This window comes from Bacillus sp. FJAT-28004, from assembly GCF_001280845.1.
Classification (GTDB): Bacteria; Bacillota; Bacilli; order Paenibacillales; family Paenibacillaceae; genus Pristimantibacillus.
The window spans coordinates 1,933,067-1,948,607 of record NZ_LGHP01000001.1 but is presented as its reverse complement, the minus strand read 5'-3'; the positions used below and the strand labels follow the sequence as shown (position 1 = coordinate 1,948,607).

At 44.9% G+C, this 15,541-nt stretch carries 18 protein-coding genes; 3 read left to right on the top strand and 15 right to left on the bottom strand.

What is annotated here, in order from left to right; genetic code table 11:
* Nucleotides 1-46 precede the first annotated feature (46 nt).
* The 11 genes from sigF to ald all read right to left on the bottom strand — a co-directional run bounded on the left by sigF (nt 47) and on the right by ald (nt 9,666).
* Nucleotides 47-802 (bottom strand): RNA polymerase sporulation sigma factor SigF, encoded by a 756-nt coding sequence (gene sigF / locus AC787_RS08165; protein ID WP_054024324.1) that lies wholly within the window; start codon nt 800-802, stop codon nt 47-49.
* A 19-nt stretch (nt 803-821) separates the two neighbouring features.
* Nucleotides 822-1,268 carry an anti-sigma F factor gene (gene spoIIAB, locus AC787_RS08160; protein WP_054024323.1) on the bottom strand — a complete coding sequence of 149 codons (447 nt, stop codon included), beginning with the start codon at nt 1,266-1,268 and terminating at the stop codon, nt 822-824.
* The gene (gene spoIIAA / locus AC787_RS08155; RefSeq protein ID WP_054024322.1) at nt 1,265-1,618 is read right to left on the bottom strand and encodes an anti-sigma F factor antagonist; all 354 of its coding nucleotides are present in this window, start codon (nt 1,616-1,618) and stop codon (nt 1,265-1,267) included. The genes spoIIAB and spoIIAA overlap by 4 nt, the downstream gene beginning before the upstream one ends.
* Before the next feature lie 348 nt (nt 1,619-1,966).
* Nucleotides 1,967-3,175: a D-alanyl-D-alanine carboxypeptidase family protein gene (locus AC787_RS08150; RefSeq protein ID WP_082360675.1), complete on the bottom strand. Its 1,209-nt coding sequence runs from the start codon at nt 3,173-3,175 to the stop codon at nt 1,967-1,969.
* 249 nt (nt 3,176-3,424) lie between these two features.
* Nucleotides 3,425-4,756: a pyrimidine-nucleoside phosphorylase gene (locus AC787_RS08145; protein ID WP_054024321.1), complete on the bottom strand. Its 1,332-nt coding sequence runs from the start codon at nt 4,754-4,756 to the stop codon at nt 3,425-3,427.
* Nucleotides 4,757-4,788: 32 nt separating this feature from the next.
* Nucleotides 4,789-4,953: an aspartyl-phosphate phosphatase Spo0E family protein gene (locus AC787_RS33120; protein ID WP_082360674.1), complete on the bottom strand. Its 165-nt coding sequence runs from the start codon at nt 4,951-4,953 to the stop codon at nt 4,789-4,791.
* A gap of 109 nt (nt 4,954-5,062) precedes the next feature.
* The gene (locus tag AC787_RS08140) at nt 5,063-5,902 is read right to left on the bottom strand and encodes a purine-nucleoside phosphorylase (protein WP_054024320.1); all 840 of its coding nucleotides are present in this window, start codon (nt 5,900-5,902) and stop codon (nt 5,063-5,065) included.
* A 57-nt stretch (nt 5,903-5,959) separates the two neighbouring features.
* A complete protein-coding gene (deoB, locus tag AC787_RS08135; protein ID WP_054024319.1) occupies nt 5,960-7,153 on the bottom strand; it encodes a phosphopentomutase in 1,194 nt (397 codons plus the stop codon).
* Nucleotides 7,154-7,201: 48 nt separating this feature from the next.
* Complete coding sequence (xerD, locus tag AC787_RS08130; RefSeq protein ID WP_321166108.1) at nt 7,202-8,152, bottom strand: site-specific tyrosine recombinase XerD; 951 nt, start codon at nt 8,150-8,152, stop codon at nt 7,202-7,204.
* Nucleotides 8,153-8,206: 54 nt separating this feature from the next.
* On the bottom strand, nt 8,207-8,440 hold the full coding sequence (locus AC787_RS08125; protein WP_054024318.1) for a DUF4227 family protein: 234 nt from the start codon (nt 8,438-8,440) through the stop codon (nt 8,207-8,209).
* An 80-nt stretch (nt 8,441-8,520) separates the two neighbouring features.
* The gene (gene ald / locus AC787_RS08120) at nt 8,521-9,666 is read right to left on the bottom strand and encodes an alanine dehydrogenase (protein ID WP_054024317.1); all 1,146 of its coding nucleotides are present in this window, start codon (nt 9,664-9,666) and stop codon (nt 8,521-8,523) included.
* Nucleotides 9,667-10,221: 555 nt separating this feature from the next.
* On the opposite strand from ald, the gene AC787_RS08115 reads away from it, so the two are divergent.
* Nucleotides 10,222-11,073: a S8 family peptidase gene (locus AC787_RS08115; RefSeq protein WP_054024316.1), complete on the top strand. Its 852-nt coding sequence runs from the start codon at nt 10,222-10,224 to the stop codon at nt 11,071-11,073.
* Between the two features lie 50 nt (nt 11,074-11,123).
* Here the strand turns inward: AC787_RS08115 and AC787_RS08110 are convergent, their stop codons facing one another.
* Both AC787_RS08110 and spoIIM read right to left on the bottom strand, forming a co-directional pair.
* Nucleotides 11,124-11,597: a Fur family transcriptional regulator gene (locus tag AC787_RS08110; protein ID WP_054024315.1), complete on the bottom strand. Its 474-nt coding sequence runs from the start codon at nt 11,595-11,597 to the stop codon at nt 11,124-11,126.
* Between the two features lie 92 nt (nt 11,598-11,689).
* Nucleotides 11,690-12,310, bottom strand: coding sequence for a stage II sporulation protein M (spoIIM, locus tag AC787_RS08105; RefSeq protein WP_054024314.1), 621 nt, complete (start codon nt 12,308-12,310; stop codon nt 11,690-11,692).
* A gap of 581 nt (nt 12,311-12,891) precedes the next feature.
* Here spoIIM and AC787_RS08100 point away from each other — a divergent pair.
* Complete coding sequence (locus AC787_RS08100) at nt 12,892-13,200, top strand: hypothetical protein (protein WP_054024313.1); 309 nt, start codon at nt 12,892-12,894, stop codon at nt 13,198-13,200.
* Between the two features lie 261 nt (nt 13,201-13,461).
* Here AC787_RS08100 and AC787_RS08095 read toward each other — a convergent pair whose 3' ends face one another.
* Entirely contained in the window at nt 13,462-13,953 is a 492-nt protein-coding gene (locus AC787_RS08095; RefSeq protein WP_235561056.1) for an NUDIX hydrolase, read from the bottom strand.
* Nucleotides 13,954-14,121: 168 nt separating this feature from the next.
* Between AC787_RS08095 and mciZ the strand changes: the two genes are divergently transcribed.
* Complete coding sequence (gene mciZ, locus AC787_RS33115; RefSeq protein WP_082360673.1) at nt 14,122-14,286, top strand: Z-ring formation inhibitor MciZ; 165 nt, start codon at nt 14,122-14,124, stop codon at nt 14,284-14,286.
* A gap of 96 nt (nt 14,287-14,382) precedes the next feature.
* Here the strand turns inward: mciZ and AC787_RS08090 are convergent, their stop codons facing one another.
* The gene (locus tag AC787_RS08090; protein WP_054024311.1) at nt 14,383-15,516 is read right to left on the bottom strand and encodes a M20/M25/M40 family metallo-hydrolase; all 1,134 of its coding nucleotides are present in this window, start codon (nt 15,514-15,516) and stop codon (nt 14,383-14,385) included.
* Between the last annotated feature and the right edge of the window lie 25 nt (nt 15,517-15,541).

The window sequence follows — 15,541 nt, the reverse complement described above, 5'->3', positions numbered from 1 at the left end:
ATACTCATGCAAATAGAGGTAAAAAATAGAAAAAAACCAAACCGCCTTAAAGGGCGATTTGGTCTCGGATGGACTGCAATATTTTTTTCTCAAGTCGTGATACCTGCACCTGTGATATTCCCAGCCTGCTTGCTACTTCGGATTGCGTTTTGTCGCGGTAATACCGCAAGTACACAATTAATCGTTCACGCTCGCTTAGACCTTCAATGGCTTCCACAAGCGCTAGCTTGTCAAACCATCGATCTTGAGATTCATCGGCTATTTGGTCCATCAGTGTGATAGGGTCCCCATCATTTTCAAACACGGTTTCGTGTATGGACGTTGGCGGTTTATTCGCTTCTTGGGCGAACACGACATCCTCTGGGGTGATGCCCAGCCGCTCTGCAACCTCACTGATGGTGGGCAATCGACCTAATGTTTTGGAAAGCTCATCCTTCATTTTGCGCACCTTATTGGCTGTTTCCTTGAGGGATCTGCTAACTTTCAACGTACCATCATCGCGTAAAAACCGTTGGATTTCCCCAATGATCATAGGTACAGCATAGGTTGAAAACTTAACATCATAGGACAAGTCGAATTTGTCTACTGATTTAAGTAAACCGATGCAGCCGATTTGGAACAAATCATCGGGCTCATAACCACGATTGATGAACCGCTGCACGACTGACCAAACGAGCCGAATATTACACTGTACGAGTGTATCTCTTGCAAGCGTATCGCCGGATTGACTTAACGCAATAAGCCGCTTCACTTCCGCGTCATCCAAGTATGGCTGGGCCGTCTGCTTTAGATTGACATCCATGAGGTTCAACCCCTATACGCTAATTGTAGAGCGCTTTTTTCGATTCAATTCGTTTCAGCATTGTTACGCATGTGCCACCGTCTACCTGACTTGAAACCTCAAAACGATCCATAAAGTTTTCCATAATCGTAAAGCCCATACCAGAGCGTTCCAGTTCAGGCTTCGACGTGTAAAGCGGCTGACGAGCAAGCTCCAAATCTTCAATGCCAAGGCCATTATCCGACACCGTAATAGATACTGAATCTCCTTCGATTCTCGCCTCTATTTTGACCTGACAGGAGGGATCGTTCACGTAGCCATGTATGATCGCATTAGTAACAGCCTCAGACACAGCAGTCTTCAAATCATTCAGCTCCTCGAGCGTCGGATCCAGCTGTGACACAAATGCAGCTACCGCGATTCGTGCAAAGGCTTCGTTTTCCGATCGGGCGCTGAAGGAAAGCGTCATTTCATTGGAACCGTTCATGACACCACCTCCAAACTGGAAATTGCGGTACGTTCGTTTTCATGAATCGTCAGTATTTTGAACAGGCCCGACATTTCGAATAAGCGATGAACATTTGGATTCACATCACAGACGACCATTTTGCCGCCCTTGCTCTTCACCTGCTTGTATCGGCCCAATATGACACCGAGACCAGAGCTGTCCATGAATTGCAGCTCCTTCAAGCTAAGAATGATATGATCGCTGTTGCCGCGGAGAAGGGCCTCTTCCATCTTAAAGCGTACGACATCGGCTGTATGGTGATCCAACTCGCCCCGAAGCCTTACGATCAGCACATTGCGGTATTGCTCCAATTCTGCTTGCAGACTCATTATGCTGTTCATCTCCTCTAGGTTTTTTCAAACACAAGCAAAAACGCCTTCGGCGTCTTTCAGACGCTGATGCAGCTTTGACGGTGAAATATAAGACAAGTATGAGAAATTGATATACTTGCTTATATTTTAAGAAAGAATAGGCCTTACCTGTATGCCTTCCTTACATTTCACCGTAAAACATGGACTGATCTTCGATGAGTCAGATTCAGACGTTTACACTTGCCGAGATAGAACTAGCAATTCTCCAAAATGCTTCACGATTCCTGCATGCCGACAAAACTAGAAGCATACCGCTAACAGATGACAAAATACGAGTCGTTATCAGACATAAAGTTTATGTCTGCGTTAAGTAAATAGACCAGAGAAGGAACGCTTCAACAATCTCCACCAGCCTGCCCGTTCGATTGACAGCGGCGCATCCACATCAAATTCTTTGAGCACTTGATCACCTTGATAGACAACAAGTTTACCTATCTGCTGGCCAATTTGAACCGGCGCCTTAAGCGGGCCATCAATTTTCAGTTCATAACGAATATCTTTTGTTGGACTGCCTTTTTTAAGAAGTACGCTGTACGCATGCTTAGCTACAAGCGGGAGCTCAGGAGCGGTTCCCTTCTCGATTTTCAGCGTTCCCATCGACTCTCCTTCTTTGATAATCGAGTGATTCATATATTGTGCGAATGTATAATCGAACATTTGAGAGACTTCAGCATTTCTAGTCTTCGTATCCGGCTCTCCCATTACAACAGCAATTACACGCATATTATCGCGCCTTGCTGTAGCCGATAGACAATATTTCGCTTCACTCGTAAAGCCAGTCTTTAAACCGTCGGCTCCACTATAAAAACGTACTAGCTTATTCGTATTTACGAGCCAAAAAGGCTTCACAGACGTCTTCCGCAAATAATCCTGGTAAAGCCCTGTATATTTAGTGACTTCAGAATGCTTTAACAGCTCCCGAGACATAACCGCAATATCATGTGCCGAAGAATAATGATTGACTACAGGCAAGCCGTTTGGATTGGAAAACTGCGTATCGTTCATGCCTAGCTGCTGAGCCCTCTCGTTCATCATCGTAACGAATTGCTGTTCTGTACCAGCGAGCTTCTCAGCCATTGCCACGGATGCATCATTGCCGGAGGCAAGTGCTATGCCTTTGATCATATCTTCAACGGTCATTTCCTCTCCCGGCTCAAGAAAAATTTGGGATCCGCCCATAGAAGCTGCGTATTCGCTTGTTTGTACCTTGTCTGTTAATTTAATCTTGCCGTCATCAAGAGCCTCCATAATGAGCAACAGCGTCATTATTTTGGTAATGCTTGCAGGCGGAAGCTTATCATGACTGTTTTTTTCGTAAATAACCGTCCCGCTATCTGCATCCATAAGAATGGCAGAACGAGCTGAAGGTGCCAAATTCGCGTTAGAGGCTTGACTTTGTGGCGCAGGGGTCGGACCGGGAGCTGGTGTTGGCTCCACAGCGGCAAAAGCGGCTGTCGGCAGCACAAGCGCAAATGCAAGAATGAGTATACAGAACTTGATAGTACGATTTACCAACTAAATCTCCTCCTGTTAAAGTTTTGTGAAGCAAAACTTGCTTCATAAGCATACGCTTAGTTTTGAGAAGCAAAACTTGCTTCGTAAGCATACGCTTAGTTTTGAGAAGCAAAAAGTTTGCTGCACAATTCGCTTATATTTCTCTTTTTAGTGTTGACTCTTAAGTTGGAAATTATTCCATCAGCTAGAGTTAATTGCAAAGCAAAAAAATCCGCCCCTAATTTCGGGACGGATTTCATAATATATTTTTTAATTATACCGAGTTATGCCTTCAGCAGTTATGACGGATAGTAATAGTGCACGCGACTGCGGCTTCTCTGAAGAAATCGTATATGCATTCCTTACCCGGTCAGCAACAGCAAGCGCGGATTCATTTGATTCACGGACATGCAGCAGGGCAAGCGTTTCACCCGCATTAACCGGATCGCCAATTTTTTTGCGAAGCGTGACCCCAACCGCATAATCAATTTCTGCATCGTATGTTGCTCTTCCGGCACCAAGGAGCATAGCAGCAAGACCCAGCTGTTCGGCTTCAATTGCATTGACAAAGCCTGAATCTTCAGCTTTTACTTCAATAATTTCAGGTGCTTGTGGAAGCTTGGCATTATCGTCAACAATTGAAGCGTCTCCACCCTGCGCAGTAATAAACGCTTTGAACTTCTCAAGCGCAGCTCCGCTTGCGATCTGATTACGCAGCAGCTGCTTCGCATCCTCTACAGAATCGGATTTACCACCCAATACGACCATATGCGCCCCTAGTGTCAAGCAAAGCTCTGTAAGATCCTCTGGGCCGTTTCCTTTGAGCGTTTCAATTGATTCTTGTACTTCTAAAGCATTTCCGATTGCAAAGCCGAGAGGCTGATCCATGTCGCTTATAACAGCAGTCGTATTTCGACCGACCTCTGTCCCGATATCTACCATTGCTCGTGCCAATTGCTCTGAGTGCTCCAACGTTTTCATAAATGCTCCGCTGCCGGTTTTCACATCAAGCACAATCGCATCAGCGCCTGCAGCAATTTTCTTGCTCATCACGGAACTCGCAATAAGTGGTATCGACTCTACTGTAGCGGTAACATCACGCAGTGCGTAAAGCTTCTTGTCCGCTGGCGCAAGATTTCCGCTTTGCCCGATAACCGCTAACCCGATATCGTTCACCTGCGTCATGAACTTCTCGCGTGAGAGCTCGGTACGGAAGCCTTCGATGGATTCAAGCTTATCAATGGTGCCGCCGGTATGACCTAAGCCACGACCGGACATTTTGGCAACAGGAATGCCTACTGATGCAACTAATGGCGCAAGGATCAAAGTTGTTTTATCCCCCACGCCTCCTGTGCTATGTTTGTCTACTTTAATTCCGCTAATAGGACCAAGATCAACCTGATCACCTGAATTAGCCATCGCAAGCGTAAGCGCAGCTGTTTCTCTTGAGGTCATCCCACGAAAAAAAACAGCCATCGCCCATGCTGATAACTGATAATCCGGAATATCACCACGAGAATATCCGTCAATTAAAAAAGTCAGCTCCGAAGCGGTCAGCTCGCCGCCATCTCTTTTCTTCTGAATAAGATCTACCGACCGCATTTGTCTCTCTCCATTCACCATTACGTTGTTGATTAGTTATATAATGCACGTCGCTCCCTTTGCACCTGGACGATAATCTCATCTAAAGTTTGGCTTAGTACAAGCACGTCCAAGTGCTGAAGGCTTTCATTCAATAGAGCTGCTTCAATCATCTTTTTACGTAACTGCTCCATCTGCGTGAGAACTTGCTTGTCCATGTCATTGTCCACTCCATCTGTCTTTAATCATGGACATTATACGACGAATCATAAAAAAAACACTGTCATAATGAGTCGACGAAAATATTACAATTGTGTTACGAAATTGTTAGATTTGCGCAATTAATGCGTTAACAAGACCCAAAAATTGGGACTTGACACGTTCCGTCGTTTCCATAACTTCAGCATGCGACAACGGTTGATCCAAAATACCCGCTGCCATATTGCTAATACACGATATTCCAATGACTTCAATCCCTGAATGACGTGCTGCTATGACCTCGGCAACAGTCGACATTCCGACAGCGTCGGCTCCAAGAACACGCAGCATTCGAATTTCTGCAGGTGTCTCATAAGTTGGTCCTAGCAGACCTGCATATACACCTTCACGTAGTGTAAAACCTTGAGCTGTGGCAATATCGCGTGCTACTGTACGCAGACGCTTGCTATATGCTTCTGACATGTCTGGGAATCTTACGCCTAGCTCATTGTCATTTGGACCGATCAATGGATTTTTGCCAGTCATATTTAAATGGTCAGAAATTAACATCAGGTTGCCCGCTTCATAATCCAGATTGATGCCGCCTGCTGCATTTGTAACAAGCAATGTTTTCACCCCAAGCGCCTTCATGACACGAACAGGAAACGCCGTTAGTTCCGGTCCGTATCCTTCGTACATGTGAAAACGTCCGCGCATCAACAATACCGTTTTGCCTGAAAGTGTTCCAATCAACAGCTCACCCGCATGTCCTTCGACAGTGGAAATTGGGAAATGTGGGATATCATGATATTGAATCGTAACTGCATTCTCCAAATAGTCGCCAAGCACACCAAGTCCCGAGCCCATAATTAATCCAATTTCCGGTCTTTGCTCTGTTTGAGCCTCGATATATTTTGCTGCTTCCTTAATGTTCGCTGCTGTTAGTCCTGCTGATGTAATTGTAGTCATCCTATTTCCTCCTAAAGGTATGTTCATAAAACGATTGGTATCTATTCTAAAAAAAAATTACTCTTGTTCACTTGTGACAAGCTCAGATAGGAAGCTAGTTCCGTTAGGCGGTGCCACAACTCCAAAATTATCGGCAATTGTTGCTCCAAGATCTGAGAACGTTGAACGTATTTGGAGTGGTCCTGGTTCAATAAAAGCAGGACTCACGATCAATATCGGTACGTATTCACGAGTATGGTCTGTACCTGGATGTACAGGGTCATTCCCATGGTCCGCTGTCACAATAAGCAAGTCTCGCTCGCCAAGCTGCTGTTCAAGCAAAGGAATGGCGCGATCGAACTCTTCCAAAGCCGATGCATAACCAATTGGATCACGGCGATGTCCGTATAGCGAATCAAAATCAACAAGGTTCGTGAACAGCAGTCCTTTAAAAGGCTGTTTCAGCTGCTCGATTGTTTTTTCGATGCCGTCCGCATTGCTTTTTGTCGGTGTAGAAGCCGTAATGCCCTCTCCGTCAAAAATATCGTTTATTTTCCCGATTGCAATGGAATCAAAACCAGCATCTTTCATAGCATTCAATACCGTTGGCTGCGGAGGCTTCACTGCGTAATCATGACGATTAGGCGTGCGTTTGAAAGCTCCCGGCTCGCCAATATACGGCCTTGCAATAACGCGTCCTACCGTGAAACGCTCGTCCATTGTCAGTTCTCTTGCTATTTCACAAGCGCGATATAGTTCTTCCAAAGGAATGACATCCTCATGCGCAGCAATTTGAAAAACACTGTCAGCTGATGTATACACTATCCATGCACCAGTTTCCATTTGCTCGGCACCTAGCTCATCGAGAATATCTGTGCCGCTCGCTGGCTTGTTGCCAATGACTTTACGCCCCGTTCTCTCTTCGAAAGGAATAAGCAGCTCAGGCGGAAAACCATTTGGGAATGTTTGAAATGGCACCGTCATCTCTAGTCCCATAAGCTCCCAGTGACCAGTCATCGTATCTTTGCCAACCGACACCTCGGCCATTTTACCATAATAAGCTGCAGGCGCTTCAGAAGATGGACTCCAATCATGGATATTCGCTATACGATCAAGCCCCCATCTTCTGAGATTTGGAAGCTGCGTTAACGGAGCTCTCTCTATGATATGGCCAAGCGTGTGTGAGCCTAGATCACCGAATGCCTCAGCATCTGGCAGCTCACCGATTCCAACGCTATCCAGTACGATTACTGTAATTCGATTAAATCTCATATGTATGACTTCCTCCTCTGTAATTGGGATTTATCGACGTCGATCCCGTTAAGCACGCGGATGAGCTCGAGAATAAACTTCTTTCATACGCACTTTGGACACTTGTGTATACTTGAGCGTAGATGATATATCCGCATGTCCGAGCAATTCCTGAACAGATCGAATATCCGCGCCATTATCGAGTAAATGTGCTGCTACGGAATGTCTAAGGGTATGAGGCGTAATCTCTTCTTCAATCCCAGCTTCCTTCGCGTACTTCTTTATCGTCTTCCAAAATCCTTGTCTTGTCAAACGTGTCCCTAGATGGTTTAGAAACAACGCCGATTCAGACGATCTTTCTGTCAACAATTCATCTCGGCCCGATTGTAAATATTCTAATATCGCATCTGAGGCTAATTTTCCAAAAGGAACAAGCCTTTCCTTCTGTCCAGTGCCGATGCATTGTATAAACTCAAGCTGCATATTAACATGCTCAACATTAAGTGACACAAGCTCTGATACTCTAATTCCGGTTGCATAAATAAGCTCCAACATCGCTTTATCGCGTTTACCGGAAGCACTTGAGCTGTTAGGCGTCTCAAGCAGAGTATTCGTGACAGCCACACTTAATATGCTTGGCGGCTTCTTCTCCTGTTTGGGTGCCTCGATATAGATCGAAGGGTTATTCGGAATAACGCCCTCGGCAAGCAAATAATGAAAAAATGCTCGAACCGAAACGATATGCCTTGATAACGTAGCGACCTTTCTGCCCTGTTCCTTCAAATGGAGCATATACCTTGACATGTGATGACGCTGCACAGCAGTAATCTCGCTCAATCCTTGCTGATTCACATAAGTAATAAATTGATTCAAATCCCGCTCATAGGAAGAGAGCGTATTTGCTGACAAACCTCGTTCTACCCGCAAATATTGAATGTAACGATTTAAATGAGCCTTCATTGGACTTCCTTTCACATAAGACACCATTCTAACATGCTTTTCTACAAAAATATTCAACATTCGACTCTATTAATCCTGCTTGTAATCGTTTATCTGCACAACCTTAACAATCCATTACTCGCCGTACCAATAAAACCAGCGAAGCCGATCGGCAGCATCTTTACTGTCAGGCGAATTGGGATCCGTCACAAAAACCTTCATTGCATGCCCTTTAGGCTCGCGATAAGGATGTATAGGAGAAATCGCGTCGGCAAGCCAGCGATAGCCACCAGTGACGACAAAAAGCAGAACAACAAAAACAAAAATAAAGAAAATACGGCTCGTCCATCTCCGAATCGAGAAAACCATATAAACCAGCCTCCTTCATATGCTGATACGTTGTCGTTTGTCCATTCGTATCACCATATGAGGAGGCAGGTACTAATATGTCATTCATCCAGCAAATGCTCATAAGGAACGCTGTTCAACCAATTTTCTAAAGGTACATAAGGCTGGTTAGTCGCTGTTGCAACCGGTTTATAGGTTACCTTGCCGGCATGAGTGTTTACGCCTTTTTGCAACGGCAAGCTATCACGAACAGCCTTCAAGCCATTATTCGCCAAATCAAGCGCATACGAGATCGTTACGTTTGTTAAAGCGAGTGTTGAAGTCCGCGGCACTGCTCCTGGGATATTGGCAACTGCGTAATGAACGACACCATGCTTCACATAGATTGGGTCCTTATGGGTTGTCGGTCGATCTACGGTTGCAATCGATCCGCCTTGATCGACTGCAACATCCACGATAACGGCTCCTTTTTTCATACTTTGTACCATTTGCTCTGTCACCAGATGAGGTGCCCGTGCACCTGGAATGAGAACTGCCCCAATGAGCAAATCTGCTTTTGCGACAGCTTCAGCAATATGGTAGGGACTTGACATCAGCGTATGAACTCTGCCGCCAAAAATATCATCCAAATATCTCATGCGGTCCGCACTTTTCTCTAAAATAACTACATTGGCACCCATACCTAGAGCAATTTTGGCCGCATTCGTGCCTACAATTCCACCGCCAATGATTACAACCTCCGCAGGTGGAACACCGGGAACCCCGCCGAGCAGGACGCCTCTTCCTCCGTTAAATGCTTCTAAAAACTGTGCGCCTACCTGCACTGACATTCTTCCAGCCACTTCACTCATCGGAGTAAGCAGCGGCAGACTGCCGTTTGCAAGTTGTATCGTCTCATAAGCAATGCCAGTAACACCACTATCAACGAGCGCTTTCGTCAATTCAGGTGCCGCTGCCAAATGCAAGTACGTAAACAGCAATAAACCTTCGCGAAAATAACCAAACTCCTCGGAAAGAGGCTCTTTCACTTTCATGATCATTTCCGCGCGCGACCATACTTCTGCTGCTGTTGCAACGAGCTCTGCTCCTTCACGCTCATAATCGTTGTCTTCAAAACCGCTGCCACTGCCCGCCCCTGTTTCTACAAGTACTTGATGACCAGCTGCAGACAGCATCGTAACGCCTGCGGGCGTTAAAGCAACGCGATACTCGCTTTGTTTAATTTCTTTCGGTACTCCTACAATCATACCCATTTCCTCCTCTAAAGCTTTTGTGATTGAAATGCTTAAATAATCGCTTTCTATGTTGTATGAGAGTTCTAGATGGAATGATCGTCCTTTTCGTGATCTTCACAGTGAAATATATGTAGAACATAAACTTCATTTCTATACTTTGTTATATTTCGAAAAATATGTGCGCGAATGACAAGTACCCATACCAAAAAGCAAGCTATCCCATAGACTGAGAAAGGAATTGCTTGATTAGGGGGTTCTAGGTCATTGTCAAAACTTAAAGGTATTTATAAAAGCTGTATTTCTTGCAAATCATCCCGAAACACCCACCGCAAGCTAATAACACTCCAATCAGCTAAATCCTATAAACGCTGTCTTCGGCATCTTAAACAATTAGGGATTACACCGTTCAAAACCGTCTCAAAAAGCCGAATAATCGGTTGTCATTTTCATAAAAACTCTTCTTTACAGTCATTACTAAGTCTTCCGCAAATTAAGCTTGTTGAAAAAGACTATAGAATCCGTGCTCACGGTCTTCCCGTTAGTAAACCACGAAAGTGCAGCTATTCAATGCCTTTGCTCACACCAGCTACTATACCCGCCCTTGTGCCATGGAATATTAACCTTGTAAAAGCACCAGACGCTTGGGCTACAACACGAGGTAAATCCATTAATGTTGCAATCCTCGACACCGGGATCGCGAGCCACCCCGATTTGCAAATAGCAGGTGGGATCAATACGATCAATAGAGGCTCATACGCTGACGATAATGGTCATGGGACCCATGTAGCTGGAATCGTAGCAGCAGTAGGGAAAGCAGGTAATCTCATAGGTACCGCGCCTGAAGTGAATTTATATGCGGTTAAAGCACTGAATAAGGACGGAGAAGGATTTGTTTCGGATATTATCGAGGGAATCAATTGGTGCGTCAAAAACCGCATGCATGTCATTAACATGAGCTTTGGCATCCTCGGATCAGAAAACAGTGATACGTTGCACAACGCGATAAAACGTGCAGCGAAGCAAGGTATTGTCATCGTTGCTTCTGCTGGAAATGAAGGAAGTACAAGCCAAAAAATTGACGTGCCGGCTTCATTTAATGAAACGATTGCGGTTGCTGCTACAACACGGGCGAATAAAATTGCTAGTTTTAGCAGCAGAGGCAGCGGTATCGGCGTTTCAGCACCTGGTGAAAATATTACGTCCACTTGGCTAGGCAACAAATATGAGAAGCTCTCTGGCACAAGCATGGCCTCTCCTCATGTTGCAGGCGGAGCAGCTTTGCTTCTAGCTGAGAAACCTGGACTCCGCCCCAATTCAGTAAAAACAATGCTGCGAAAACATGCGCTCAAGCTGAATGATTATAGTACGATCGCACAAGGAGCAGGTTTAATGCAGCTTGATCATATTTTTGAAGCTTAATAGAATGCCAAAACGGCTTGCCGTCCAGTTATGCTGGGCAGCCAAGCCGTTTATGATTGATTTTCATTTGGGTTTGCATTATCGTTCTTTTCTTTGCATCGATGGCAGATCCCTTGAAAGTCAAGGCGATGATCGACTACAAAAAATCCATACTCCTGCTCAAGCCTTTCTTCTAAAGGCAATAGCCAGTCTTCCTTGATCTCATCCATAGTTCCACATTGTACACATATAAGGTGATGGTGATGATGCTTATTGCTGTCCGTACGAAGATCGTACCGCGCTACCCCGTCGCCAAAATTCAATTTTTCGACAACATGCATTTCACTAAGCAATTCCAATGTCCGATAAACCGTTGCAAGTCCGATTTCTGGGGCTTTATCCTTAACTAGCATAAATACATCTTCAGCGCTAAGATGGTCATCTTCATTTTCAAGTAAAACTCGTACCGTTGCTTCGCGCTGCGGGGTTAATTTGTAGCCCTGCGACTGCAACTGTTGTTTAATCTTATCAATCCGGGCTTCCATGATTTCCCCCCTACCACATGACTGCGCCTTTTTCAGGAAAGGTTTCCTCTCATTATAGGGGCTAACATGCCGTAAAGTCAAACATTTTGGTGTCAGATTGTGGCGCTAACGGACGCAAGAAGTGGCGAAACCCAGCTGATCATTGCAGGTGAAATATAAGCTTCAAATAATGCTGCACCTGCAAAAACTAACAACATCAGCACAGCTGTGGATGTAAACGAGCCTAGCTCAGGCGCAAGTTCCCCTTTTTGCCGGAGGAGCCTATTTTTGATAACGAACATGGAAAATGAGATCGCAGCTGCGCTCATAATAACCATCGCTGGAACTGCAATGATGTTCTGAGGTGCGATGGACACCAGTGAAAACAACACTCCTTTCCATGCATATTGATTGATGAGCGTTCCAACAGAAAATCCAACTAATGCTCCCTTCAAAAAATTAAGAGCGAGCACTCCCGGTATGCCTATAACCGTAATCCCAAGCAACCACAACACAAGAAGCCACTTGCTATGGAAAAAAAATCGATCCCAAAACGAATCCGCAGCTCCAGAACCAATCCCCTGGTTGATCATTTGAACATATTGATCTACATCTAGAGCTAGATCCTGCTGCTGCTCCAGCGTAAGTGCATTCACCATCAAAGCGCCAAAAATGACACCCACAATAAATAATACGGACACAAAAACGTATAACGACAATTGATTTTTGGCCATGGTCACCGGACCTTTCGGAGTTGTTTGACCCCGCCCTAAATTTAGGGCTTCTACCAAACCTACATAGGCTTTTTCTTCGTTTAATAGGCTTTACACCAAACCTTTAAAGGCTTAGTGCTAAACCTTTGAATGCTTAAATCTTAACCTTTGAAGGCTTAATACTGAACCTTTAAAAGCTTTTATGAAAATCTGTAAACATTTTTTTGTAAAGATTTGTAATAACAGTATCATTAGAAACTTACCCTACCCCAAGGGCTTTTCGAACCCACCCAAACCCTCCCTTCCAAGGGAGGGCCCCAAGGGTTGCACCCTCTGGACACCCGCAACTCGACTAACGTTGGAGAAAATCTGGCTCGGGATGCTAGGTTTACTTTGGAGCGCTTTCGTCCCTTTGGGACACGCTGGAAGCTTCTCGTTGGCTGTTGCTCATTTCAATTTTGATTGGCTTCTTCCAGACTTTAATGGCTAGTACCATACATTCAAACAAACTTTCAAAGGCTCATCTTTTATCTAAATCTTCTGTCTCCCAAGTACTTTTCGAACCCTCCCAAACCCTCCCTTCCAAGGGAGGGCCCCAAGGGTTGCACCCTCTGGACACCCGCAACTCGACTAACGTTGGAGAAAATCTGGCGCGGGATGCTAAGTTTTCTTTGGAGCGCTTTCGTCCCTTTGGGACACGCTGGAAGTTTGTGGTCTTTCTTTTGTTTAAGTTCAGTAAAAACAAAAAGCAGAGCGTGAAAAAAATGAATATTTTTGAAGAAAGAAATCCATGTTTTGTTTTATTTCAATACTCCAATGAAGATAACTATCGCTACCAAATGTCTATTCCGATGAAGTTAATGGACACTAGGGATCTTATTTTTCTTGATTCCACACTTTTGCAGCACTAACGGACATAGAAGCCCTTATTAGGTTCAAAAGTTACGTTTAGGCTCCATTTCACCTATATAACGGCTTCTGTGTCCGTTAGGTGTTCGTTTGCACCTTAATTCTCGCAATTAGCGCCTCTTATGTCCGTTAGGGTCGAGTTTAAACACATCAATTACTGATTCATAACCTAAATCAAGAAAAGGATAAGGGTTGTCTTACTTTTTATTATATGAGGAGTTATAGAGAGGTATGACGGGTATGTTGTGGGAAGACAAGGTCGGTTAGAACCGACCTGTCAAGTTGTATAGTTTCCATGCGTAGACAGCTAGAATCGTTTTGGCGTCGCTGATGCGGCCTTCTTGAATATAGGCTTCAGCTTGTTCAAGAGTGATCGCTTCAACCTTCAAGTCTTCATCGTCATCAGGGTTTATGACACCCTGCTCCACTTTATCTGTGAAATATATATATAGCTTCTCATCCGCAAAACCTGGTGAAGTATAGAAAGCGCTAAGGAGTGTCAAGTCGTTTGAGCGATACCCCGTCTCTTCTTCTAGCTCACGGGCTGCTGCTGTCATCGGATCTTCTCCTGGATCAAGCTTGCCTGCAGGAATTTCGATTTGGAATTTTTCCAACGGCTTGCGGAATTGCTCCACGACAAGCAGCTTTCCATCCAAAAGAGCCATAACTGCAGCAGCTCCCGGGTGTTTGACGATCTCTCTTGTCGCGGTTCTGCCATCTGCAAGCGTGACTGTATCTACCTGCAACGTTATCATTTTACCTTCAAAAATAGGCTCTGTCTTAATCGTTTCCTCGCGCCATAGTTCAGCTCTTTGTTGCTCTTCCACTCGTAATCGCCCCTTAAATTGAATTTGCTTCTTTCGCATAACTTGTCCTGACTCTGCATAACTATCATTATATCAAATCGGCAGGGGGAGATTAATATGAAACAATATGTTGCACTCAATCACTTGCGTTTAGTAGGAAAAGGCTGGGAAATACGGCATCAGCTGCGAAAGCTTTCTGCTTCATCCCTATCAAGAACACCTATGTCCGAATATACAAATGTCATCAGCGTACGCCGTATTCCTTTGGAAAAAACGAATTAAGCACACCATATCACGCAAGTAGACAAAAACCCTCCCTCCGCGACCAGCCAAAGCTGAACCGCAGGATTGAAGGGCTTTCTGTCATGTTACGGTGTACTACTGTGCTTCGGACGCTTGTTTAATAATTTCTACGACAAGCTCAGTCGTTTTAACCAAATCTTCAACCTTGATCTGCTCTTTAGTTGTATGAATATGCTCATAGCCAACTGCGAGATTGACAGTAGGTATGCCTAAGCCGTTAAAAATATTTGCATCGCTTCCCCCGCCGGAATGGAACGTACGCGGCGTGCGGCCGATCGCAATGATTGCTTTTTTCGCGAGCTGTACCACCGGATCTGCATCATCATACTGATACGCTGGGTAAATCACTTCACTCTCCAGCTCTCCCCGTGCTCCAAACTCTTCTGCAGCGCTCTCAACCGCTTTACGCATCGCATCAATCTGATTGTCCAGCTTATGCTGTACAATACTTCTCGCTTCAGCATATAGCGTAACAAAATCACAGACAATATTTGTAGCGCCACCGCCCTCGAATCGACCGATATTCGCAGTTGTTTCTTTATCTATACGCCCAAGTGGCATTCTCGCGATTGCCTTTGCTGCAACTTGAATGGCACTGATGCCATCCTCAGGATTAACGCCAGCATGAGCTGAACGGCCATACATTTTGATCGTGACCTTCGCCTGAGTTGGCGCTGCCACCGCTATATCACCAACTGCACCATTTGAATCAAGTGCATAGCCAAACTTAGCCTCCAGCTTCGATGCATCAAGTGAACGTGCACCAAGAAGACCTGATTCTTCTCCGACAGTGATGACAAATTGAATGCGACCATGCGGAATGGATTGCTCCTGAACGACACGGATTGCTTCGAATATTGCAGAAATACCTGCTTTATCATCAGCGCCGAGAATCGTTGTTCCATCGCTTCTTATGTAGCCATCCTCGTCAAGCTGTGGCTTGATGCCAACACCAGGTGTAACTGTGTCCATATGGCATGTAAAAAAAATCGTAGGTACCGATGCTGCTGTTCCCTCTGCTTCCCATATGGCAAACAGATTGCCTGCACCATGCCCCGTCTTGGCTGCTGCATCATCTTCGCTAATTTGCAAGCCAAGTGCTTCGAACTTTTGCTTAAGTACACGGCTTATTTCCTGCTCGTGTTTTGTTTCACTATCAATCTTCACTAATTCCATAAATTCGTTCACTAAACGATCTTTTGCAATCATTAACGTTTCCTCCGTCCATTACTTT

What these genes read in the sequence shown, in the direction of transcription:
- mciZ (WP_082360673.1), top strand. Translation starts at nt 14,122, where the DNA reads ATGAAACAATATGTTGCACTCAATCACTTGCGTTTAGTAGGAAAAGGC.
- deoB (WP_054024319.1), bottom strand. Translation starts at nt 7,153, where the DNA reads ATGAGATTTAATCGAATTACAGTAATCGTACTGGATAGCGTTGGAATC.
- AC787_RS08115 (WP_054024316.1), top strand. Translation starts at nt 10,222, where the DNA reads ATGCCTTTGCTCACACCAGCTACTATACCCGCCCTTGTGCCATGGAAT.
- AC787_RS08145 (WP_054024321.1), bottom strand. Translation starts at nt 4,756, where the DNA reads ATGCGGTCGGTAGATCTTATTCAGAAGAAAAGAGATGGCGGCGAGCTG.
- ald (WP_054024317.1), bottom strand. Translation starts at nt 9,666, where the DNA reads ATGATTGTAGGAGTACCGAAAGAAATTAAACAAAGCGAGTATCGCGTT.
- spoIIAA (WP_054024322.1), bottom strand. Translation starts at nt 1,618, where the DNA reads ATGAGTCTGCAAGCAGAATTGGAGCAATACCGCAATGTGCTGATCGTA.
- spoIIAB (WP_054024323.1), bottom strand. Translation starts at nt 1,268, where the DNA reads ATGAACGGTTCCAATGAAATGACGCTTTCCTTCAGCGCCCGATCGGAA.
- sigF (WP_054024324.1), bottom strand. Translation starts at nt 802, where the DNA reads ATGGATGTCAATCTAAAGCAGACGGCCCAGCCATACTTGGATGACGCG.
- AC787_RS08090 (WP_054024311.1), bottom strand. Translation starts at nt 15,516, where the DNA reads ATGATTGCAAAAGATCGTTTAGTGAACGAATTTATGGAATTAGTGAAG.
- AC787_RS08140 (WP_054024320.1), bottom strand. Translation starts at nt 5,902, where the DNA reads ATGACTACAATTACATCAGCAGGACTAACAGCAGCGAACATTAAGGAA.
- AC787_RS08095 (WP_235561056.1), bottom strand. Translation starts at nt 13,953, where the DNA reads ATGATAACGTTGCAGGTAGATACAGTCACGCTTGCAGATGGCAGAACC.
- AC787_RS08110 (WP_054024315.1), bottom strand. Translation starts at nt 11,597, where the DNA reads ATGGAAGCCCGGATTGATAAGATTAAACAACAGTTGCAGTCGCAGGGC.
- spoIIM (WP_054024314.1), bottom strand. Translation starts at nt 12,310, where the DNA reads ATGGCCAAAAATCAATTGTCGTTATACGTTTTTGTGTCCGTATTATTT.
- xerD (WP_321166108.1), bottom strand. Translation starts at nt 8,152, where the DNA reads ATGTTGAATATTTTTGTAGAAAAGCATGTTAGAATGGTGTCTTATGTG.
- AC787_RS08125 (WP_054024318.1), bottom strand. Translation starts at nt 8,440, where the DNA reads ATGGTTTTCTCGATTCGGAGATGGACGAGCCGTATTTTCTTTATTTTT.
- AC787_RS33120 (WP_082360674.1), bottom strand. Translation starts at nt 4,953, where the DNA reads ATGGACAAGCAAGTTCTCACGCAGATGGAGCAGTTACGTAAAAAGATG.